The sequence below is a fragment of the Arsenicibacter sp. R0_47 genome (assembly GCF_057652235.1).
Window position 1 is genome coordinate 1 of record NZ_JBYFCJ010000048.1, and the last position, 20,621, is coordinate 20,621.

Here is a 20,621-nt window from a genome sequence, read left to right on the forward strand (position 1 = left end):
TCATCGTTTTGTAGTTTCGTCACCACAAAAATAGGACATACTGGTTCTTGCCTTTTTTTATGAGAAAGCCCTGCATCCCATATGGGGCCTTGCACAACTCAAACGTATAGCTTTTCTGCAAATCAGTCCATTAATAATTTAATAACTTCTATTATAAATTTAATACAAAACCTTCATCTAATCAATTACGTTTCATATATTTGATCATCTTAACCATATCATCCATAAACATCATCTACACATGCAGATTGGCACCACACTCCGTCGGGTACGTATACAAAAGCGTATGAGCCAGGCCTATCTTGCCGATTTAGTCGGTGTCTCGCAAGGAACAATCAGTAACTGGGAGTCAGACGCACACTACCCTGATGTTCAGGAGCTAACGCAGCTTGCCACGGTATTAGACGTTTCGGTGGCCGTTTTTCTGGTAGTTCCGTCCGGCTCCTCATCTGATCAGTTAGCAAGCGAAAACACGCAGCTTAAAGCCCAAAATCAGCAACTCACCCAACAATTGGCCGAAAGCCTGAAAACAATTTCACAGCAGCACACGCTTTTGGCAACTTATTTGCCGGGGGGGGGCAAAAACTGAGTAAACAAGCACCTATTGACGGCTGTTAATCGTTGTATGCATGTGTTTGTACCTCATTTTATGCGTCTGTGTATCCTGTTGCTCCTGCTTATTCCCCGGTTTGCCGCAGCCCAATCAATGGGACTGACGAATGCCCACCCCTGCGCTACAGCCAAAACCGAGCGCTATGCCCGCTATTTCGGTGATCCGCAGGGTCGGCTGGCAGTCGTGGCCTATCCCGGCGATAGCCGCATCGACATCACTTATTACGGCCTTGACCTCAACCTGACCCACACCCCTGCTTACCTGCGCGGGGCCGTTACGGTCGGACTCAAAAGCCTGGCATCCCTCAACAGCTTTGATCTGGACCTCACCACGCGGCTGAATGTCGACTCCGTTAAGACAGGAGGCCGGAAACTCACCTTTACTCATGCGCTGAACCGCTTAACTGTAACGCCCCCCTCCCCGCTGACGACCGGACAGCTGTTTACGCTGACGGTATACTATCAGGGCAATCCGGCCAGTACCAGCGGATTTGGCACGTTTTCGTTTGCCACCCACGGTACAGACCGCTCGCCGGTGATCTGGAGCCTGAGCGAGCCTTATGGATCAAGTGACTGGTTCCCCTGCAAGGATACCCCTGCCGACAAGGCCGATTCGTCGGCGGTGTCCATTACGGCCCCGAAGTTTTTTGTGTCTGTCTCCAACGGCACGCTGCAAGGCGTACGCGACAATCCGGACAGTACACGGACGTATCAGTGGCGCAACCGCTATCCTATTGCGCAGTACCTGATTTCGCTGGCCATGACGAATTATGCGCGCTACGATACGCCTTTTTCGTATCAGGGGCGCGACGGAGTGCCGCAAAATATGCCGATCACCCACTACCTCTACCCTGAATCACTGGCTTCTAACAAAAATAATCTGGATCAGACACCGGCTATCATGCGGCTGTTTACGGATATGTTTGGCACCTATCCGTTCATTCAGGAGAAATACGGGCATGCAGAATGCGGTTTCGGGGGCGGCATGGAGCATCAGACGATCTCGTCGATGGGTACGTTTGATGTAAGCATCATTGCACACGAGCTGGCCCATCAGTGGTTTGGCGATAAAATTACCTGCCGTGACTGGCAGAATATCTGGCTTAACGAAGGGTTTGCCACCTATGCGGAGCAGTTGTATGCCGAATCGGTTGGCGGAACCGCCCGTTACCGGAGTTCAATTGCCAGTCTGATGCAGACAGCCAGGCAGGCAAGGGGCAGCCTTTATGTGCAGGACATCAGCAATTCCGATAACATTTTTAATTATGCCCGCACCTATGCTAAAGGCGGGACGGTACTGCACATGCTGCGCGGCATTGTGGGCGATAATGTCTTTTTTACTATCCTGAAGACCTATGCCAACACCCCGTCGCTGATTTACAACACGGCCGTTACTGAAGATTTTCAGGCCGTAGCCGAGCAGGTATCCGGTAAGAAACTGGATTATTTTTTCCGGCAATGGGTGTACGGCCTCAATTACCCGACCTATACAAGCACCTGGAAGCCGATGGCCGATAATGGTAAATTTACCGTACAGCTTCAGCTTGAGCAGTCCGCCAACACCACTCCAACGTCTTTTACAATGCCGGTTCAGGTGCTGGTACAATCAGCCGCAGGTGATACGCTTGTAACTGTTTTTAATGATCAGCTATCCCAGACATTTACGCTGCCGGCTAAAGGACAGCCTACCGGTCTCGTGATAGACCCGAATAACTGGATTTTGAAAACAGTTCAGCAAACGAACCCGATACTCGGCCTTCCGGAGCCAGGCACTGCGACTGTACAGCTAGTACCGAATCCGGCCGACGAAACCGTCAGCGTCCGGTTTATGATGCAAACCGCCGGTACAGCCACGATCAGTGTTTACAGCCTGCTCGGTGTCCCGGTTATGGCAACTACCACAGACGGGCTTAAAAGCGGCCCTCAACAGGTTCTTTTTCTAACGCACCGGCTACCGGCCGGACGTTATGTGTTGTCGGTTGATACGCCGGCGGGCCGGCAAACAACAGCGCTGCTGATCAACCGGTAAAACAAACGGTTTGTGACCTTCCTGGAAGTTTAGAACTTCCAGGAAGGTCACAAACCGTCAATCACCCATATTCAGACATCCGGTAAGACTTACTCCTTTGTCCAGACTTCAGCAACCCGCCCGCCGGTCGAGCTCTGACCGGTATGGAACCATTGCGTACCGGCCTCCGGCGATTTTTTCACCTCACAATTGAAGGTCAGCGACCGGCCGACCCGTGAGTTATCGCGGGAAAAATAGTCGATTTTCTCTGTGTACTTTCCGTCTTTCACGGTATAGGTTCCGCCGCCGGTGCCAAAGAACTGTTTGGTTTCCGGATTGATTGCCGCCCACTGGAAGCGCGTACCCGTCAGGAGCTTCACCGTCTTGCGCGGGCCACGCTGCATGGTAGTAACCTCTCCGCTTTCGTTCAACCGACCCGTAATCCGCCATAAACCGGCCATGTTACCACCGGCATCGTCAATACGGTCATAGATCTGTTGCTGCTTCTGGCTGTTCGTAATGGTCAGATTCTTGTTCGTTACCTTGATGTGGTAATTCTCCATCTGCCCGACATTCGTGCTGTCCTGCGTATCGAATTCTACCGTGAACCGCACGGTATCGCCATCCATCCGCCATTTGCCACCGAACGTATTCAGGTATTTATCGGCTTCGTAAGCAGTGACCATGGCATAGTTTCCTGACACCAGAAATGAAATCGTTTTTGTATCGGCTTTCATGCGCCATGCGCCCATCATGCTGGGAGCCATCGGCCGGAAGGCCACTGCCATACCGGCCGCGACTAATAACGTTAAGAAAATTCTCATATAAGTACGTGATATTGTCTGTGTCAGAAGAAAGACAGGCTATTTTCCCGGTTAGTGCAAAGAAAGACGGCAACCGGGAAAACACAAAAGACAGTTTATTTAGGCATTTTAAATTTAGTCTCATCGACCACCGGATTAACTTCCAGCTTGTCTACCTTCATTTTCATGGTCCCGAACTGCGGGTGCGTCATCTGGGTTACAAACGGAAACTTAATTCCCTCAACCGGCCGGTAATCGCTGAACATGGTCTCATTCTCGTTTTTCTCCCCGCCTGCCTCAATAACAGCGATTGTTTTCCGGTTCAGGTAAGTCACAGCGTCCAGATACTGTGTTTCGGTAACGCCGTTTTTACGCGTAATTTTCAGCTTGTACACATCCGTCCCATCCAGTTTTTCCTTGCCCAGTAACTCGATGGTGTTACCTTTTTCCTTGTAGTTATAATACGGGCCTGTAATATCCAGCTGCACATCCATTGACGGATTTAATTCAGCCGGCGTCGCTTCTGCCGCCGTACTGCCCTGCATCGGGTTAATCATCCAGCCCTGCTGTCCGTCATACCCCTGCGAAATCGTTGCCCCCATTACCGTAACATCCGAGCGCATGCCTTTCCCGAGTGCAATTACTGAGGTTGTTGGTAATGACTGACCCATGAGTTCAGTCGATGTCTGCATCCGGATGGCTTTCAGATTTTTGTATTTTTCCGCTCCTCCCATCGCTTCTACATGTTTAGTCACGATCTCGTCAACACTTTGTGCCTGAATAGCCAGTGCGCTTAAAAAGAACGCACCAAGTAGCATTACTTTCTTCATAAAAGGAGTTTGGTTTGCTCAAAAATAGCAAAATCCTCCGCCCGAGCCAATAAAAAACCCACAACCGAACCAGGGTTGTGGGTCAACAGGTAGTATAGTAACCGTACCGGCAGTGTGCCTGTACCGTATTATATCGGATTAGTTAGCCAGCGCTTCGGCACCACCAACGATTTCGAGGATCTCTTTGGTAATGGCAGCCTGACGCGTCCGGTTGTAAACCAGTTTCAGTTCACGAAGAAGGTCACCGGCGTTTTCAGTTGCCTTATCCATTGCGGTCATCCGTGCACCGTGTTCAGAAGCGTTCGACTCAAGAACGGCTTTGTACAGCTGGATTTTCAGCGTTTTAGGAATCAGCTCAGCGATGATTTCTTCTTCTGACGGCTCAAAAATATAGTTTACATTGCTGGCCTTAGTCGTCGTATCAGCCGGAGTCGATACGATCGGCAGCATTTGCTCCGTACGGATGATCTGTGTAGCCACGTTTTTAAACTCATTATATACGAGTTCAACTACATCAAACTGTCCTTTTCCGAACGCGGTCATTACCTCTTCGGCAGCAGCGCGAACGGCATTGAAGCTCAGCTTTGTAAACGTTTCAACGTAGGTTGTGTTCACCTTGAAGCCACGGCGCGCGAAGGCTTCCGCCCCTTTTTTACCGATAGCCAGAATCTCAACCTGACCACGGCGGGCCTGATCACTATAGGCCTCGTTGATACGGGCCATAGCTGCTTTCACCACGTTTGCGTTGAATGCACCGCATAAACCCCGGTCAGAGGTCACAACGATCAACAAAACCCGTTCAACAGACCGTACCTGCTTGTACGGGCTATCGCCGGCCAGCTCAGCACCCGCAGACACCGTACCAAGCATTTCGCTCAGTTTCCGGGCATACGGACGCATCTGTATAATATTGTCCTGTGCACGGCGCAGCTTGGCCGCGGCCACCATTTTCATGGCTTTCGTAATCTGCTGCGTCGAGTTAACCGAACTAATCCGGTTACGGACTTCTTTTAGTGATGCCATTGTTTAGAGTGAATAGTTAGAGTCTTATAGCTCAGTTGTCCGGCAGCGAACCTGCCGGACAACTGCTATTCGAACTATGCGTAACGGGCTGCTAATTCAGATGCGACCTTTTTAACGGCAGCAATAGCTTCGTCAGACATTTTGCCAGCGCGGAAATCGGCCAGAGCACCTTTGTGCTGTGCGTCAAGAAGCATGGCAAACTCGCTCTCAAACTCTTTCACTTTATTGACAGGTACTTTATCCAGCAGACCGTTGATCGATGCATAGATAATGGCAACCTGCTGTTCAACAGCCACAGGGGCATATTGAGCTTGTTTCAGGATTTCCTGGTTACGACGGCCGCGTTCGATCGTCAGTTTGGTAGACGCATCAAGGTCAGAACCGAATTTCGCAAACGCTTCCAGTTCGCGGAACTGAGCCTGGTCAAGCTTCAGTGTACCGGAAACCTTCTTCATTGATTTGATCTGGGCGTTACCACCTACCCGTGATACCGAGATACCTACGTTGATCGCAGGACGGATACCCGAGTTGAACAGGTTAGACTCAAGGAAGATCTGGCCATCCGTGATCGAAATTACGTTCGTCGGAATGTAGGCAGATACGTCACCGGCCTGTGTTTCAATGATCGGCAACGCCGTCAGTGAGCCACCACCTTTAACCTTGCCTTGCAGTGATGGCGGCAGGTCGTTCATTGTCGCAGCAATGGCGTCGTTGTTTACCACCTTAGCGGCCCGCTCCAGTAAGCGGCTGTGCAGGTAGAATACGTCACCAGGATATGCTTCGCGTCCCGGAGGGCGGCGCAGCAGCAGTGACACCTCACGGTACGCTACAGCCTGCTTCGACAAGTCATCATATACCACCAGGGCCGGACGACCGGTATCCCGGAAGTACTCGCCGATAGCGGCACCGGTAAACGGCGCGAAGAACTGCATTGGCGACGGGTCTGATGCGGCAGCCGATACGACAACCGTATAGGCCATTGCACCTGCCTTACGCAGGGTAGCTTCTACCTGCTTTACGGTCGAGGCCTTCTGGCCACAGGCAACGTAAATACAGAATACCGGCTCACCTTTGTCGTAGAATTCTTTCTGGTTAATGATCGTATCGATCGCCACGGCAGTTTTACCTGTCTGACGGTCACCGATGATTAACTCGCGCTGACCCCGTCCGATCGGGATCATGGCATCAATTGCTTTGATACCAGTCTGAAGCGGTTCGTTTACGGGCTGACGGAAAATAACACCAGGGGCTTTACGCTCCAGCGGCATTGCGTACGTCTCACCCTGAATTGGGCCCATACCGTCGATAGGCTCACCCAGCGTGTTTACAACGCGTCCGAGGATACCCTCGCCGACACGTACGTAAGCGATCTGGTTTGTCCGTTTTACTGTAGCGCCTTCTTTGATCTCAGAATAGTCGCCCAGCAATACGGCGCCGACGTTATCTTCTTCGAGGTTCAGGGCTAACGCCTGCAAACCATTCTCGAACGTCAACAATTCTCCGGCCTGCACCTTTGACAAGCCGTAGATACGTGCTACGCCGTCGCCGATTTGCAGCACCGTACCGACTTCTTCGAGTTCTGCTTCTGTGCGCGCTCCTGAAAGCTGCTCACGGAGTATGGCGGATACCTCGTCGGGTCTTACGGATACCATATAGTTATCGTGGAAAATTAGAAAGTTATGGAAGATTTTTCGGCCGCAAAGGTAGCACTAAAATTTAATAAAAGCTTGTAGGACGAATAAAAAACATAGCGGAATGTTATACTTTTCTAATAACCGCCCCGTTTAATATACGTTTTATGAGCTTCCATTTACCTGCCGCTGACCCCCGCATTTTTACCGTTCACCGGAAATTGCCTGAATTGGCAGGCGCTTTTTTATCTATTTCCGGCCGGATTATCTATATTTACTCAGTTACAGGTAATTAGCTACATTTGTAGTCAAGCCTTCCTAATTATTGTCAAAATCTTTATTTTGCCAAACTTTTACCAGGCAATTTTACGTTTATTTATTAACCTCTAAAGGTTTTAACAACCTGTTTTTTTCACTTTTCATGAAAGTAACTCAGTGGACGTTGGCCGGTCTTGTTTCGGCCCTGTTTTTTAGTGGCAACGTTTTTGCTCAGACCGGAGCCGCCAAAAAACCTGTACCTGCCAAAAAACCTGTAACTACCAGCAAACCGCAGCCTGCCGCCGGCAGCGCTATTAAACTTGCCTCCAACGCTGATTCAATCAGTTATAGCATTGGTATGAACATTGCCCAGAGCCTGAAACAGCAAGGCATGAACAATGTGAATACCGCCGCGCTTGCCAGTGCTCTCGAAGCTACCCTGAAAGAAAAACCGACTGTACTGTCGCCGGAAATGGCCAATCAGGTGCTTGGCCTGTATATGCAGAAGCAGTATGAACAACGGGCTGCCGAATCTAAAAAGGTCTCCGACGTTAACAAAAAGGAAGGAGAAGCGTTTTTAACAGAAAATAAAACCAAGCCGGGTATCGTTACCACTGCCAGCGGGTTACAATATCAGATTGTGAAGGAAGGAACCGGCGCCAAACCGACGCCGAACGATAAAGTGAAGGTACACTATACCGGCCGTCTCATCAGCGGTCAGGTATTTGACAGCTCAGTGGAGCGCGGCCAGCCTGCCGAATTCGGCGTTACCCAGGTAATTGCCGGCTGGACGGAAGCCCTGCAGCTGATGCCGGTTGGCTCAAAATGGAAACTGTTTATTCCATCAGCCCTGGCCTACGGTGATCGTGGCGCAGGTGCCGACATCGGCCCTGGTGCTACCCTGATTTTTGATGTTGAGTTATTAGACATTGTTAAATAGTGATTGAGTGATTGAGTGATTGAATGATTTATAGACAGCATTCAATCACTCAATCACTCAATCACTCAACGAACACTATGAAAAAATACCTGATAACCCTGGTTCCCGTGCTGATGCTAGGCTTTCAGCCGGATGCTCCTTCTGCGGGCACACCTCGTAGCGAAGGTGGCCGGTCAACGGTTTCGGTGGCTTCGGCCGAAGACCTGAAACCAACCGTATCGCAGGAGCGCGTTGAGCAGCTAGTCGCCCAGCTCCTGACCCGCTACCACTACCGTAAAGTGAAGCTGAACGACTCGTTGTCATCGGTTGTCTGGGATAATTATCTGAAAGAAGTCGATAACAGCAAGAGCTACCTGCTGGCGTCTGATGTCGCTGCCTTTGAGAAATACCGCACCACCATTGATGAATCGCTGGTTAACGGCGATCTGACGGCTGCCTATGACCTGTATAATGTCTTCCGCAACCGGTATCAGGAACGAAGCACCTACGTACAGGAACTGCTGAAAAAGCCGTTTAACTTTACTGTAGACGAAACCTTTAACACAAACCGCGAAAAAGCGGCATGGGCTAAAAACGGTGAAGAACTGAATGACCTGTGGCGCAAAATGGTGAAAAACCAGGCACTGGAGCTTAAACTGGCCGGCCAGAAAGACAGCGCTATCACCAATACGCTGACGCAACGCTATAAGAATCTTGACCGCGCCGTGGGCCGCATCCGCGCCGAAGACGTGTTCCAGATGTATATGAACTCGTTTGCGGAAGCCCTTGACCCGCATACCAACTACCTGTCGCCAACCAATGCCGACCGCTTTAACCAGGAGATGAGTCAGTCACTGGAAGGTATCGGTGCGCTGTTGCAGGAAGATGGCGAGTATATCAAAATCAGCAGTGTGCTGCCTGGCGGTCCTGCTATCAAGAGTAAGGCCCTCAGTGCCAATGATAAGATTGTTGGTGTTGCCCAGGGCGATAACGGCCCGATGGTCAGTATTATCGGCTACCGTGTCGATGATGCGGTAAAGCTGATTAAAGGCGCCAAAGGCACAGTTGTTCGTCTGCAAATAAGACAGGCCGATGCGCTTGCCGGCGCTCCGCCGAAAGAAGTACGGCTCGTACGTGAAAAAATCAAACTCGAAGAGCAGCGTGCCAAGAAAGAAGTCATTGAACTGACGGAGAATGGCAAGCCTTATAAAATCGGGGTTATTAACATTCCGATGTTCTACCGCGACTTCGAAGGAGCCCGCAAGAAAGAAGAAGGCTTCAGCTCTACCACAACCGACGTGCAGAAGCTATTGAACGAGCTGAAGGCGGAGAAAGTTGACGGTGTGGTGATTGACCTGCGCGATAACGGCGGCGGTGCCTTAACCGAAGCCATCAACCTGACCGGTCTGTTCATCGAAAAAGGCCCGGTTGTACAGGTAAAAGAATCGAGCGGCGAAACGGAAGTCTACAGCGATCCGGATCCGAATACGACATACGACGGACCGCTGGCGGTACTTGTCAACCGCTTCAGTGCGTCGGCCTCTGAAATCTTTGCCGCCGCTATTCAGGATTACAAACGCGGTATCATTGTTGGTGGCCAGACGTTTGGTAAAGGTACGGTTCAGACCCTGATTGACCTGAACCAGTGGTTACCGAAAGAGCCGGATAAAGTGGGTCAGGTAAAAATGACCATCCAGAAATTTTACCGGATCAACGGCAGCAGTACACAGCACAAAGGCGTTACGCCGGACATTGAACTGCCACAGCGTTTCAGCGCCTCTGATTTCGGTGAAAGCTCACAGCCAAGTGCGTTGCCATGGGATCAGATCAATTCGACCCGTTATGACGTAACCCGCGCCCTGGATGACAAACTGCTGACCCGCCTGCGTGACAAGTTCGATCAGCGGCTGAAGTCTGATAATGACCTGAAACAACTGGCGCAGGATCTGGCTGACTTTAAGAAAGCGAAAGAAAACACAGTTGTCTCGTTACAGGAAGCAAAGCGCCGCAAAGAGCGCGATGAAGCCGAGAAAAAACGGGCAGCCGTAAACAAGGCAGCGAAGGATGATGAACCGGAAGACGGTGACGCGCCTAAGACCGCTGCCGATGCTACAGCGAAAAAGAAAAAAGATGTTTATCTGACGGAAACCGGCCGTATCCTGGCGGATATGATTGCCTTCCAGCAACGGCAACCGTAAGCAGCAACTGTTTAAATGCGCTGTTGACTTTTTATAAAACCAAAACAGGTTTCAGGTTACGGGCGAGCCCTTTTTCCTGAAACCTGTTTTTTTATCCTTATCAGCTTATGTGGTACTTCCAGGTAAATCAGGAAGATTTACGACGACCAATCTATCTGCAGTTGCAAAAGCTTGCGACATTGACCGAGGTGGAGATTTTTAACGAGCCCTACCACAACTGGTGCATTTTTCAGGTTGAGCGCGACAACTATGTCACCTTCACCGGAACACTGGATAGCGAAGGTATTTCCTACGAGGCTACCACTGACCGGCCCCTCCGCGAAGCGCTTCTCGCCAGCATGCGCTAACCCCTACCCTAAGCTCCGGCGACTACGCCCTATGCCACCTGCCCTAAGCCCTCCCACCGGCGGATAAGCCGGAAGAAACGGGCGGTCAGCAATACAGCAGCCAACGTTAAGCCGGTCAGCAGGCCGATCCATACGCCTTCGACGTTCATGCCCATCGTAAAGGCAAAGAAATAACTCGTTGGCAAGGCCACAATCCAGTATGAAAACAGCGTAATCCAGGTCGGGACGTTGACGTCGGCAATACCCCGCAGCGATCCGATGCCCACGACCTGAATGCCATCGGAAAGCTGGAAAAAACCGGCCATGATCAGTAAGGAAGCCGCCACCGAGCTCACAGCCGGATTATCGCGGATGTACAGGTCAACCAGCCAGTTGTTGGCCGTCAGGAACAGCGTGGCAAACGCCCCCATCAGAACAATTGAAAGGATAAACGCAGCAACACCTGCCCGCCGGATACCGGTTTTACTCTCCCGCCCGACCGCAGCGCCCACGCGGATGGCCGCAGCGGATGAAATACCGGTTGCCATCATGTAGGTTGTCGATGCCATGTTGAGCGCAATCTGGTGCGCCGCCAGCTGCACATCGCCCAGCCAGCCGACCATGACCTGTGCCAGCGAAAAGGTAGCTACCTCAAAGAAAAATGTCATACCACCCGGCAGGCCAAGCCGCAGAATATGCTTAACGTCGGCCTGCACCGGCAAGGCGTTAAACACAGGTTGCAGGTACGTGGTGAACAAACCGGATTTGTACACGTAGAGCAGCATGGCAATTGCCATATAGATCCTCGACAGCAGCGTTGCCGTGGCAGACCCCTGCAACCCCATCTCCGGAAACGGGCCGATCCCCTTGATCAGCACATAATTAAACAGCGCGTTCAGGACCAGCGCCGACATCGTGATAAACATGGCCACACGAGGATACCGGAGGCCGTCGCACAGTTGCCGTGCCCCGACAAACACCAGCAACGGCAGAATGGAAGCACTCAGCACCAGCATAAAATTGCGGGCCAGCCGGGTAACCTCGGCACTTTGCCCGAAGACATCAAAGAAGAAGGCCATCAGCACCGATAGTCCCCCCAAAATAACGCCCAGTAATACAGCAACCCGTAAACCGGCACGAAACAGTTTATTGATGTCGGCATCTTCGTTGCGGCCTTTTGCCTGCGAGACCAGCGCGGCTACTACCGACAGGCCACCGACACCAATACTGGTCAGGAGAAACGACAGGGAATTAGACAGTCCGGCCGCTCCCAGCGGAACAGCCCCGAGCAGGCGGCCGACAAAGAGGTTATCCGTCACCCCCATTAAAATAACACCCAGCTGCGCAATCACAATCGGAATGCTCAGCCGGACCGTATCAGCCAGTTCAGGCCGGTACGTTACCCATTTATTCTGCATAAAAAACGATGATAATACCGGAAGCGCTTACTTCGCCATGATGGCAACGCCCGCAATTTCGACATTGGCGTTGAACGGCAGTTCCTTAACAGCCACGCACACACGGGCGGGCAATGGCTTCTGCCCCGTGAAGTACGTACGGTATACATCATTGATCTTGCTGTAGTTCCGCATGTCGGTTAAATAAATCGTTACGTTTACGAGTTCATTGCAGGTCAGACCGCGCTTTTTCAGAATCTGCTCCACGTTTTTCATCACCTGATGTGCCTCAGCCTCAAACGAATCGGTGACAAGCTGACCATTCAGGCGGCCGATTTGTCCGGAAACAAACAAAAGGCCGCTTGCTTCAACGGCATCCGTATAGGGTGGCGTTGACGGAGGTGCCGACGGCGTCTGGGCATAACCGGCAAGGGCCAGTGAACAAGCGAAGAGGGTAAACATAATACGTTTCATGAAAGTTGCTGATTAAAAAGGCAAAGAACGTAAAAGCTAGCCATCTGTACTTTTTTTTAAGTGAATGTTCTTACTTTTGTTGTAACGTCGCACACGTATCTAATACATGTCTTTGAAAGAGTACGGAAGCAATATTCAAAAACTGGTCGACAACATTGTCGCCATTGAAGATCGGGAAAAGCGCACGCGCTATGCTCACATTCTGGTTGAGCTGATGCGCCAGATTCACCCGAACATGAAAGACGGCCAGGACTACTATAACAAGCTCTGGGACGATCTTTATATTATCTCTGGTTTTACCCTTGATGTTGATAGCCCCTATCCGCCGCCGCCGGTTGAGATTTTGGGCCGTAAGCCTCAGCGTGTCCCCTACAATACGCATAATCTGAAGTTTAAACACTTTGGCCGCAATATCGAACTACTGATTGAAAAAGCGCTGACCATCGAGGATGCCGATGAAAAACGGGCGTTTGTTTCGTACCTTACCCGGCTGATGCGGACGCTGTACCAGAGCTGGAACAAGGAATCAGTCGAAGACGAAACCATTTATCAAAGCCTTGTTGACCTCTCGCGGGGACGATTGCTGGACGAAGTCGACGCAATCCGTAACGGTGGTCTGGTAGAAGGTACGCCGCGCGAACGTACCAGCGACCAGCCGCAGCGGGCCGGTAACAGTGTACGTCCCTATACAGGCAGCTATTCCAATCCGTATAATAATACGGGACGCGAGAACCGGAACACAGGCGGACACCGGGAGAACCGTAACCAAAACCGTAATGACCGCAACGACCGCCGTAACGACAATAATAACAGCTCGTTCCGGGGCCGCAACAACAACGATAACCGGGGTCGGCGGCGATAATTCAAAACTAAATGGCTTCATTCAAAATTACCGGTGGCCGGCAGCTTAAAGGTGAGCTGGTCCCTCAGGGTGCTAAAAACGAGGCGCTGCAAATCGTCTGTGCCGTCTTGCTGACAAGCGAACCTGTTACCATTCATAACATTCCTAACATCCGGGACGTAAACCAGCTCATCGACCTGCTCGGCGACATGGGCGTATGGGTAACCCGGATCGGTGAATCATCGTACCGCTTTCAGGCGAGCGATGTTAATCTCGACTACCTCGAAACTGATACGTTTAAGCGTAAAGCCGCTGCCTTGCGCGGGTCGGTAATGCTGCTGGGTCCGATGCTGGCGCGCTTTAAAAAAGGCCGTATCCCGCGCCCTGGTGGTGATAAAATCGGCCGCCGCCGCTTAGATACCCACTTCCTCGGCTTTGAAAAGCTGGGCGCCGAATTCCACTTCGACGGTGATTTCTACCGCGTGGAAGGCGAGCACCTGAAAGGTACCTACATGCTGCTCGACGAGGCATCGGTAACTGGTACGGCCAACGTACTGATGGCTGCCGTGATGGCCGAAGGGATCACAACCATTTACAACGCCGCCTGCGAACCTTACCTGCAGCAGCTCTCGAAGATGCTGAATGCAATGGGCGCCAAAATCTCAGGCGTTGGCTCAAACCTGCTGACGATTGAAGGGGTTTCTGAACTGCACGGCACCGACCATACGATGCTGCCGGACATGATCGAGATCGGTTCGTTCATCGGGCTGGCCGCTATGACGCAGTCAGAAATAACGATTAAAAACTGCCGCATTCCGGAGCTGGGCATTATCCCTGATGTGTTCAAACGCCTGGGTATTCAGATGGAATTCCGCGGTGACGATATTTACATTCCTTCGCAGGACCGCTATCAGGTGGACACCTTCCTGGACGGTGGCATGATGACGATCTCCGATGCACCATGGCCGGGCTTTACGCCTGACCTGCTGAGCATCGTACTCGTAACGGCTATCCAGGCACAGGGAACGGTACTTATTCACCAGAAAATGTTTGAAAGCCGCCTGTTCTTCGTCGATAAACTGATTGAGATGGGCGCGCAGATTATTCTTTGTGACCCGCACCGCGCTACGGTGGTTGGTCTGGGCCGTCAGCAGCAGCTGCGCGGTATCCGGATGACCTCACCGGACATCCGGGCGGGGGTTTCTCTGCTGATCGCTGCCCTGTCGGCAAGCGGATCAAGCATTATTGACAATATTGAACAGATTGACCGTGGTTATCAGAACATTGACACGCGTCTGAACGCCATCGGTGCCGAGATTGTCCGGTTGTAACGAGTCCGTTCACCCATTTTTAAAGCCGTTTGCAGGACACTGCGACGGCTTTTTTGTTTTATATGTATACACGACGCTTTTTCACTCAACAACCATGAACGATAAACAACGAAATATGGCCATTGCCGGCGGAATACTGGCAGTGCTGATTATAGCGGGCATTTTTTTCTGGCCCACCCTGAATAAACCGAAAACAGCGCCAAAACAGTGGTATGGCGTCAGTCTGCTGCATCAGGCGAACCGCATGGCCGACTCAGTCGGCATTGATACAACGCGCTTTGTGGTCAGAGAAACTGATGACTCGTTGCGGGACCGCGACGCGCGCAAGCAACTGACGGCGCTGCTGCTTGAACTGCGCTATGGCAAAACACCGTCTCAGTTTACCTACAACAGTCTGAAGCCGGTGATCGACACCAGCTGGGCCGTTTCGCTCGCCAATCAGGAAGGAAAAAATCTCCCGGATTCGGCACTTCCGGTTTCAGCGTTCAGACCTTACCAAACGCTGGTTGGCCAATACCATCAGGCGCGTAGTCATGTCTCGGCCGATTCGCTGCTGTCGTACCGGCAAACGCTGAACTTTTACCGGTATCTGAACCGCTTCCCGATGGATCATTTCGTGATCGTTAACCTGCCGACGGCTTCGCTGACCGTTTTCGACCGGAAAGGCGACCGCCTGCTGACCTCAGACGTAATTGCCGGAAAGGCCGATAAGCAAACACCCTGCATGGCTACCACCATGAATCAGATTGTAACGTATCCGTACTGGAACGTACCGAAAGGCATCGGTGTGAAGGAGATTCTGCCCAAAGTGCAGCGTAACCCGAACTTTCTGGACTCGCAGAACATGCAGGTACTCGACGACCGCAATCAGGAAGTTGACCCCTCCTCGCTGGACTGGGCCTCGTTTTCGGCCGACAATTTTCCGTACCGCTTCCGGCAATCGTCGGGTTGCCACAATTCGCTGGGGCTGCTCAAATTTGACCTGAAGAATCCATATGCCATTTACCTGCACGACACCAACGGCCGCGACCTGTTTACGGAGTCATCGGACCGGTTCCGGAGCCACGGGTGTGTGCGGGTGCAGAAGCCGGTTGACCTGGCCAATCTGGTGTTGGAAAAGAAAGTGTTTGATGACGGATTTATGAACCGGTGTCTCGTGGATCAGACTCCGAAAACACTAAAACTGCCCAAAGAAGTCCCCGTCTTTATTGTGTATCTGACCACAGACGTAGACCCCTCAGGGCAGGTTGCGCACTACCGCGATATTTACGCGATGGTGAAATAAGGCTTAGCCAAGAACAAACGACGATTTTTTCAGGTAGGTCATGTCCGGATAGTATAAAAACAGGCATGACCCGCCTTTAATCGCCTGGATGATAGGCGTTGACATTTCCATTGATACCGCAGGGCATCCCTGGCTGCGGCCAAGGCGGCCGGTTTGTTTGATGATGTCTTCGCACACATAATCCGCCCCGTGCATGACAATGGAACGGGCAAAGGCATTATCGTTAAAATCCTTTTCCAGACCGCGCAGTTTAAGCGACAGGCCATGTTTACCCTGATAGGTGTTCATGGTCTGGTAAAAGCCCAGGCTCGACTGAAACGACGAATTAACGTTTGAGAAGGCTTTTGGCACCAGTTCGCCTGAATTGCGGCCATGCGAAACGTAGGTGTTGAACAACAACCTGCGCGTTGTCAGGTCAATAACATATAAGCGTTTATGGCTCGAAGGCTGGGTAAAATCAACGATGGATAATACCGGCCGGACACCCGGAATCTTGTGCATCCCCCGGAGTGCCAGGTCAAACACATCGCGGTTCAGCCCCGATTCTACCAGATGGAGTTCATCATAAATGGTATGCACGGTCGGCGTGGCCGGGACGAGTTTTTCAGTTGAGGCAACAGGGCGGGTGGACTTTCCCAACGTGGTGATTACTAACAGAGCCAATACGGTCAGCAGTGTTTTTTTCATAAGGTAGATCACTTTACGGCTATGGTATTATAACACTAAGATGCAACTTTTAATTCGTTTTTGGTAGTCTTACCGCAAAATCACCAAAAATGGACCGGATGCGTTACCTTTGTTTTTCCGGCATATTGCTGACCCTCTAAAGCGTACACAAAACAGACAGTAAACTTGAATAATACACTGGCACGCATCATTTCCGTTGCGTTTCACCCGTTGCTTATGCCGACCTGGCTTTTCGGCATTTTGTTGTATCAGGTACCTGTAGTGCTCGGTCTCGATACTTTTTCCGTTGAACTTCGCATCCGGTTACTGGTTCTGATTCTGATCGGGACGTTTGCCGTTCCGTCGCTGTTGATTTATTTTCTGTTCAGGAGCGGCTACGTCCGCAGCCTGCACCTCGACGACCGGCTCGACCGGCGGCTCCCCTACCTCATTACCGGCTTTATCTACTCGTTTCTGACGTTTCTTTTTGCGTTCCGGATGCAGCTCATTTCTGACGTAGCCCCCGAAATCGCCGTTATTCTGGGCAGTATCACGATGTCGATTCTGCTGGTCTGTATCATCAGTCTGTTCTGGAAAATCAGTGCCCACGGTGTCGGGATTGGTGGCAGCCTCGGAGCGGTGGCCGGTATTGTGCTTAAGTTCAGCGAAACCGATCTGGTGTATACCCTCGCGATGCTGATTCTGCTGGCCGGTATCATCCTGAGCGCCCGGCTACAGCTGAATGCCCATACGCCCTCACAGGCGAGTGTAGGACTGCTGCTTGGTATTGCGGTCAGCCTCACGGCCGTATTTTTATACGTATAGTTTGAGATGTCCGGAAGATTTGACTCTTTTACGGCAAACATCAACGCAACAAAACCAACAGTATGTACGAATTCCTGACCTACGACGTTGACGGGGGCATTTGCCGTATTACCCTCAACCGGCCTGCCGTCTATAACGCCCTAAGTCCCGGCCTGATTCTGGAAATTACCCGCGCCATGGAAGCGGCGGGTGCCGATGAAGCGGTGCGGGTTGTTGTCCTGACCGGTGCCGGCGAAAAAGCGTTCTGTTCGGGCGCCGATCTGAAAGAAGGCATGTCCTCGGCGATGACGGGTGGCGGCCTGTCGCTGGGCGATTCGCTCCGGAACACCTACCATCCTATGATTATGGCCATCCGGGAGCTGCCCAAGCCGGTGATTGCCCGCGTAAACGGAATTGCGGCGGGGGCCGGTTGTTCGCTGGCGCTGGCCTGCGATGTGATTGTGATGGCCGATGAGGCGTATTTAAGTCAGATTTTTGTTAACATCGGCCTCATGCCCGATGCCGGCTCGACGTTTTTCCTGCCACGGCTGGTGGGCAGCCTGAAAGCGTTTGAACTGTGCAGCACCGGCCGGAAGGTATATGGCCCCGAAGCGCAGCAGCTGGGTCTGGTCAGCAGTTCGGTACCGGCCACGCATATGGACGATGCCGTCGGTCAGTTGGTACAGTATTATGCCGCCGCGCCGACAAAATCGATCGGAGCGATGAAAAAAGTTTTAAATGAATCGCTGTCGTCGTCGCTGGCGCAACAGCTGGAAAAAGAAGCTGACAATCAGGATTTTTTGGGTCGTTCGGCCGACGCGATGGAAGGCATCGGATCCTTCTTAATGAAGCGGAAACCCACTTTTTCCGGAAAATAGCTGATTTTTTTTTGTCTGAAATTTGGAGTGAATAATTTATTTCCTACCTTTGCAGTCCCAACACGGGAACACAGCAATAACAATACGCATTCGTAGCTCAATTGGATAGAGCACCTGACTACGGATCAGGAGGTTTGGGGTTCGAATCCCTACGAGTGCACTGAATCTAAGTAAACCCCTCAAAATTCTATATTTTGAGGGGTTTTTACGTTTGAAGTGTACCCCAAAATCGTCTACAAAGTAATACTAAAGGACACTTAAAGTGTACCTTTTCAACAAATCACACACCTACACAACAGTCTGGTTATCAATCCATTAAGACAAGTATTATTATCGTAAAAAGTACTTGATTGACACTTGGTTAATCAAGCATATTTGAGTAAATTAGGTTGTATTTCATTGAAAGTAAAAATAGAATTCCAGAGTGTTATGCAATTGTTAGCAGGTACATTAGAGTTGAAGGGAACTCCCTTCGAACAGCAAATTTGGAACTTCTTTTCAGAAAAGCTCATCTCTGAAGAAGGAGTACTAGGCTATCAAACACCTACGTTAAGTATTCGTGATGTAAATGAGATACCAAGCTTTATTGTAAGATCGAGAAAGCATGGTATTATGATTTTCAATATAATAGATGATAAAATTATCTCTATCAGTGAAGATGACGACTTTTGGTTAGCAAAAGAGAGTGGTTACATCTATTCTCCAGATGTTGTAGTGAGTAAATACTATCAAAATCTATTAGCACGCCTCTCAGACGACTCTAAACTATTTAATAGAAAAAAAAACACTCTTAATTTTGAAATAAAACGTTACATCATCTTCGCTGCCAACATGTCACATGAAATAATAAGCATACTAGATGGCAGTGATTTCTTTACCTGTGAAGCATTATACGTTGATGATTGGAAAGCAAGGCTAGAAGAGATTCTTGTCGATGAGACGAACAAAATATCATCTGAAATGCTAGATCTTGTTGATTCGTTAATTGAAGGCACCGATATTTATAAAAAAACGAAAAAACAAAAAATACCATTAGAACCGCAAACAATTAACGATTATATTAAAATATCCTTAGATCATACTTGGAAATTAGATAATATTCAAAGATCAGTTGCGCTTCAGATTCCTTCGGGTCCACAAAGAATAAGAGGATTGGCCGGGACAGGGAAAACGATTATTTTATGTATGAAAGCAGCAAACGCACATAAAATATTTTCTGATTATAAAATACTTTTTGTTTTCAATACATTAAGTATGTATCCGCAAATAGAAAAACACATCTCTGATTATTATACTTGGGAGACCAAAACACCTTTCAATAAAGAGAACTTAAATATTAGGCATGCTTGGGGCGGAAAGAATGTGAGAGGCCTTTATTCAGAGATATGTGAAGATCTAGGTATTAGACCAAAAACTTTCTATGATGTTCGCCATTTATCTGATCCTAATACTGCTATTTTTGAAGACCTTCTCAAGCTACATAAAAATGATATTACGCCTAAATATGACCTAGTTCTTATTGATGAGGCGCAAGATTTTTCTCCTGCATTTTTTGAAGTAATTTACTTATTAACTAAAGAAGAAAAACGAATTGTATGGGCCTATGATGAATTTCAATCTTTGAAAGAACTTCAAATACGTGAACCTGAAAACTTATTTGGCTCTAAAGAAGATGGAACTCCAAATATGCCGAACAGTGTTTTGGAAGGCGAATACACGGGTTCAATTAGGAAGGATTTTGTCTTACCAAATTCTTACAGAAACCCCAAAATAAACTTGCTAATTGCACACGGAATAGGTCTAGGACTATATACTGAAAAATTCAAAATTCCAATGCCGGAAAGAAAAACATGGCATGCAAGGGGGTATCAGGTTATTGCTCCTGACAAACCAAAATTCGAGAAAGGTGACTATGTTATAATAGAAAGACCTAGTGTATATAGTAAAAATATTTTAGAGGAATTGCTTGTCAAGCATTATGCACATGAAAGTGATTTAGTAAAAATAAATCACTTTCATACTAAATTAGAAGAGCATGATTTTGTTATTAATGAAATAAGTCGTCTAATAAATATCGAAAGAGTAGAGCCTGAGGAAATCTTAGTTATAACTTTAGATACGAAGAAATCAGAGCCCGATTTTAAATACATTAGATCTAGCCTAAATAATTTGAGCATAAAGTGCATAACTCCAGGCTTTATTGAAGAGTCACATAAATTTAAAGAACAAGGAAGAGTTACGCTTTCTACACCTTTTAGGGCAAACAGGGCTTTCTCATAAAAAAAGGCAAGAACCAGTATGTCCTATTTTTGTGGTGACGAAACTACAAAACGATGA

Annotated in this window: 18 protein-coding genes and 1 tRNA gene; 12 read left to right on the forward strand and 7 right to left on the reverse strand. The window is 49.7% G+C overall.

Annotated features, from left to right (window positions below; all coding sequences use genetic code 11):
• The first annotated feature begins 241 nt into the window (after window positions 1–241).
• Window positions 242–589 carry a helix-turn-helix domain-containing protein gene (locus AC23NW_RS34250; protein WP_487455126.1) on the forward strand — a complete coding sequence of 116 codons (348 nt, stop codon included), beginning with the start codon at window positions 242–244 and terminating at the stop codon, window positions 587–589.
• Between the two features lie 60 nt (window positions 590–649).
• Window positions 650–2,641 (forward strand): M1 family metallopeptidase, encoded by a 1,992-nt coding sequence (locus AC23NW_RS34255; RefSeq protein WP_487455127.1) that lies wholly within the window; start codon window positions 650–652, stop codon window positions 2,639–2,641.
• Between the two features lie 89 nt (window positions 2,642–2,730).
• On the opposite strand, the gene AC23NW_RS34260 is transcribed toward AC23NW_RS34255, so the two are convergent.
• The 4 genes from AC23NW_RS34260 to atpA all read right to left on the reverse strand — a co-directional run bounded on the left by AC23NW_RS34260 (window position 2,731) and on the right by atpA (window position 6,928).
• Window positions 2,731–3,444 carry a membrane or secreted protein gene (locus tag AC23NW_RS34260; protein WP_487455128.1) on the reverse strand — a complete coding sequence of 238 codons (714 nt, stop codon included), beginning with the start codon at window positions 3,442–3,444 and terminating at the stop codon, window positions 2,731–2,733.
• A gap of 95 nt (window positions 3,445–3,539) precedes the next feature.
• On the reverse strand, window positions 3,540–4,253 hold the full coding sequence (locus tag AC23NW_RS34265) for an outer membrane lipoprotein-sorting protein (protein WP_487455129.1): 714 nt from the start codon (window positions 4,251–4,253) through the stop codon (window positions 3,540–3,542).
• A 138-nt stretch (window positions 4,254–4,391) separates the two neighbouring features.
• The gene (atpG, locus tag AC23NW_RS34270; RefSeq protein ID WP_293839085.1) at window positions 4,392–5,276 is read right to left on the reverse strand and encodes an ATP synthase F1 subunit gamma; all 885 of its coding nucleotides are present in this window, start codon (window positions 5,274–5,276) and stop codon (window positions 4,392–4,394) included.
• A gap of 74 nt (window positions 5,277–5,350) precedes the next feature.
• Complete coding sequence (gene atpA / locus AC23NW_RS34275; protein WP_293839088.1) at window positions 5,351–6,928, reverse strand: F0F1 ATP synthase subunit alpha; 1,578 nt, start codon at window positions 6,926–6,928, stop codon at window positions 5,351–5,353.
• A gap of 400 nt (window positions 6,929–7,328) precedes the next feature.
• On the opposite strand from atpA, the gene bamJ reads away from it, so the two are divergent.
• The 3 genes from bamJ to AC23NW_RS34290 all read left to right on the forward strand — a co-directional run bounded on the left by bamJ (window position 7,329) and on the right by AC23NW_RS34290 (window position 10,629).
• The gene (bamJ, locus tag AC23NW_RS34280; protein WP_293839091.1) at window positions 7,329–8,105 is read left to right on the forward strand and encodes a BamJ family beta-barrel-assembly machinery protein; all 777 of its coding nucleotides are present in this window, start codon (window positions 7,329–7,331) and stop codon (window positions 8,103–8,105) included.
• A gap of 77 nt (window positions 8,106–8,182) precedes the next feature.
• The gene (locus AC23NW_RS34285; protein ID WP_487455130.1) at window positions 8,183–10,282 is read left to right on the forward strand and encodes a carboxy terminal-processing peptidase; all 2,100 of its coding nucleotides are present in this window, start codon (window positions 8,183–8,185) and stop codon (window positions 10,280–10,282) included.
• A 107-nt stretch (window positions 10,283–10,389) separates the two neighbouring features.
• Window positions 10,390–10,629 carry a hypothetical protein gene (locus AC23NW_RS34290; RefSeq protein ID WP_487455131.1) on the forward strand — a complete coding sequence of 80 codons (240 nt, stop codon included), beginning with the start codon at window positions 10,390–10,392 and terminating at the stop codon, window positions 10,627–10,629.
• 29 nt (window positions 10,630–10,658) lie between these two features.
• On the opposite strand, the gene AC23NW_RS34295 is transcribed toward AC23NW_RS34290, so the two are convergent.
• Both AC23NW_RS34295 and AC23NW_RS34300 read right to left on the reverse strand, forming a co-directional pair.
• On the reverse strand, window positions 10,659–12,026 hold the full coding sequence (locus AC23NW_RS34295; protein WP_487455132.1) for an MATE family efflux transporter: 1,368 nt from the start codon (window positions 12,024–12,026) through the stop codon (window positions 10,659–10,661).
• Between the two features lie 27 nt (window positions 12,027–12,053).
• The gene (locus AC23NW_RS34300; protein WP_487455133.1) at window positions 12,054–12,479 is read right to left on the reverse strand and encodes a Rid family detoxifying hydrolase; all 426 of its coding nucleotides are present in this window, start codon (window positions 12,477–12,479) and stop codon (window positions 12,054–12,056) included.
• 112 nt (window positions 12,480–12,591) lie between these two features.
• Here AC23NW_RS34300 and AC23NW_RS34305 point away from each other — a divergent pair, with 112 nt between their 5' ends.
• From AC23NW_RS34305 to AC23NW_RS34315, 3 genes are all read left to right on the forward strand, one after another.
• A complete protein-coding gene (locus tag AC23NW_RS34305; protein WP_293839130.1) occupies window positions 12,592–13,341 on the forward strand; it encodes a DUF4290 domain-containing protein in 750 nt (249 codons plus the stop codon).
• 11 nt (window positions 13,342–13,352) lie between these two features.
• Window positions 13,353–14,651 (forward strand): UDP-N-acetylglucosamine 1-carboxyvinyltransferase, encoded by a 1,299-nt coding sequence (gene murA / locus AC23NW_RS34310; protein WP_487455134.1) that lies wholly within the window; start codon window positions 13,353–13,355, stop codon window positions 14,649–14,651.
• 94 nt (window positions 14,652–14,745) lie between these two features.
• The gene (locus AC23NW_RS34315; protein WP_487455135.1) at window positions 14,746–15,936 is read left to right on the forward strand and encodes a L,D-transpeptidase family protein; all 1,191 of its coding nucleotides are present in this window, start codon (window positions 14,746–14,748) and stop codon (window positions 15,934–15,936) included.
• A 3-nt stretch (window positions 15,937–15,939) separates the two neighbouring features.
• Here the strand turns inward: AC23NW_RS34315 and AC23NW_RS34320 are convergent, their stop codons facing one another.
• Window positions 15,940–16,623 (reverse strand): murein L,D-transpeptidase catalytic domain family protein, encoded by a 684-nt coding sequence (locus AC23NW_RS34320; protein ID WP_293839112.1) that lies wholly within the window; start codon window positions 16,621–16,623, stop codon window positions 15,940–15,942.
• A gap of 165 nt (window positions 16,624–16,788) precedes the next feature.
• Between AC23NW_RS34320 and AC23NW_RS34325 the strand changes: the two genes are divergently transcribed.
• The 4 genes from AC23NW_RS34325 to AC23NW_RS34340 all read left to right on the forward strand — a co-directional run bounded on the left by AC23NW_RS34325 (window position 16,789) and on the right by AC23NW_RS34340 (window position 20,564).
• Window positions 16,789–17,427, forward strand: coding sequence for a hypothetical protein (locus AC23NW_RS34325; RefSeq protein WP_487455136.1), 639 nt, complete (start codon window positions 16,789–16,791; stop codon window positions 17,425–17,427).
• Window positions 17,428–17,489: 62 nt separating this feature from the next.
• The gene (locus tag AC23NW_RS34330; RefSeq protein WP_487455137.1) at window positions 17,490–18,284 is read left to right on the forward strand and encodes an enoyl-CoA hydratase/isomerase family protein; all 795 of its coding nucleotides are present in this window, start codon (window positions 17,490–17,492) and stop codon (window positions 18,282–18,284) included.
• 86 nt (window positions 18,285–18,370) lie between these two features.
• A tRNA-Arg gene (locus AC23NW_RS34335) sits at window positions 18,371–18,444 on the forward strand.
• Between the two features lie 197 nt (window positions 18,445–18,641).
• Window positions 18,642–20,564: a DEAD/DEAH box helicase gene (locus AC23NW_RS34340; RefSeq protein ID WP_487455138.1), complete on the forward strand. Its 1,923-nt coding sequence runs from the start codon at window positions 18,642–18,644 to the stop codon at window positions 20,562–20,564.
• Window positions 20,565–20,621: the final 57 nt, after the last annotated feature.

Coding starts and splice junctions, on each gene's coding strand:
- AC23NW_RS34250 (WP_487455126.1), top strand. CDS start 242: ATGCAGATTGGCACCACACTCCGTCGGGTACGTATACAAAAGCGTATG.
- AC23NW_RS34255 (WP_487455127.1), top strand. CDS start 650: ATGCGTCTGTGTATCCTGTTGCTCCTGCTTATTCCCCGGTTTGCCGCA.
- AC23NW_RS34260 (WP_487455128.1), bottom strand. CDS start 3,444: ATGAGAATTTTCTTAACGTTATTAGTCGCGGCCGGTATGGCAGTGGCC.
- AC23NW_RS34265 (WP_487455129.1), bottom strand. CDS start 4,253: ATGAAGAAAGTAATGCTACTTGGTGCGTTCTTTTTAAGCGCACTGGCT.
- atpG (WP_293839085.1), bottom strand. CDS start 5,276: ATGGCATCACTAAAAGAAGTCCGTAACCGGATTAGTTCGGTTAACTCG.
- atpA (WP_293839088.1), bottom strand. CDS start 6,928: ATGGTATCCGTAAGACCCGACGAGGTATCCGCCATACTCCGTGAGCAG.
- bamJ (WP_293839091.1), top strand. CDS start 7,329: ATGAAAGTAACTCAGTGGACGTTGGCCGGTCTTGTTTCGGCCCTGTTT.
- AC23NW_RS34285 (WP_487455130.1), top strand. CDS start 8,183: ATGAAAAAATACCTGATAACCCTGGTTCCCGTGCTGATGCTAGGCTTT.
- AC23NW_RS34290 (WP_487455131.1), top strand. CDS start 10,390: ATGTGGTACTTCCAGGTAAATCAGGAAGATTTACGACGACCAATCTAT.
- AC23NW_RS34295 (WP_487455132.1), bottom strand. CDS start 12,026: ATGCAGAATAAATGGGTAACGTACCGGCCTGAACTGGCTGATACGGTC.
- AC23NW_RS34300 (WP_487455133.1), bottom strand. CDS start 12,479: ATGAAACGTATTATGTTTACCCTCTTCGCTTGTTCACTGGCCCTTGCC.
- murA (WP_487455134.1), top strand. CDS start 13,353: ATGGCTTCATTCAAAATTACCGGTGGCCGGCAGCTTAAAGGTGAGCTG.
- AC23NW_RS34315 (WP_487455135.1), top strand. CDS start 14,746: ATGAACGATAAACAACGAAATATGGCCATTGCCGGCGGAATACTGGCA.
- AC23NW_RS34320 (WP_293839112.1), bottom strand. CDS start 16,623: ATGAAAAAAACACTGCTGACCGTATTGGCTCTGTTAGTAATCACCACG.
- AC23NW_RS34330 (WP_487455137.1), top strand. CDS start 17,490: ATGTACGAATTCCTGACCTACGACGTTGACGGGGGCATTTGCCGTATT.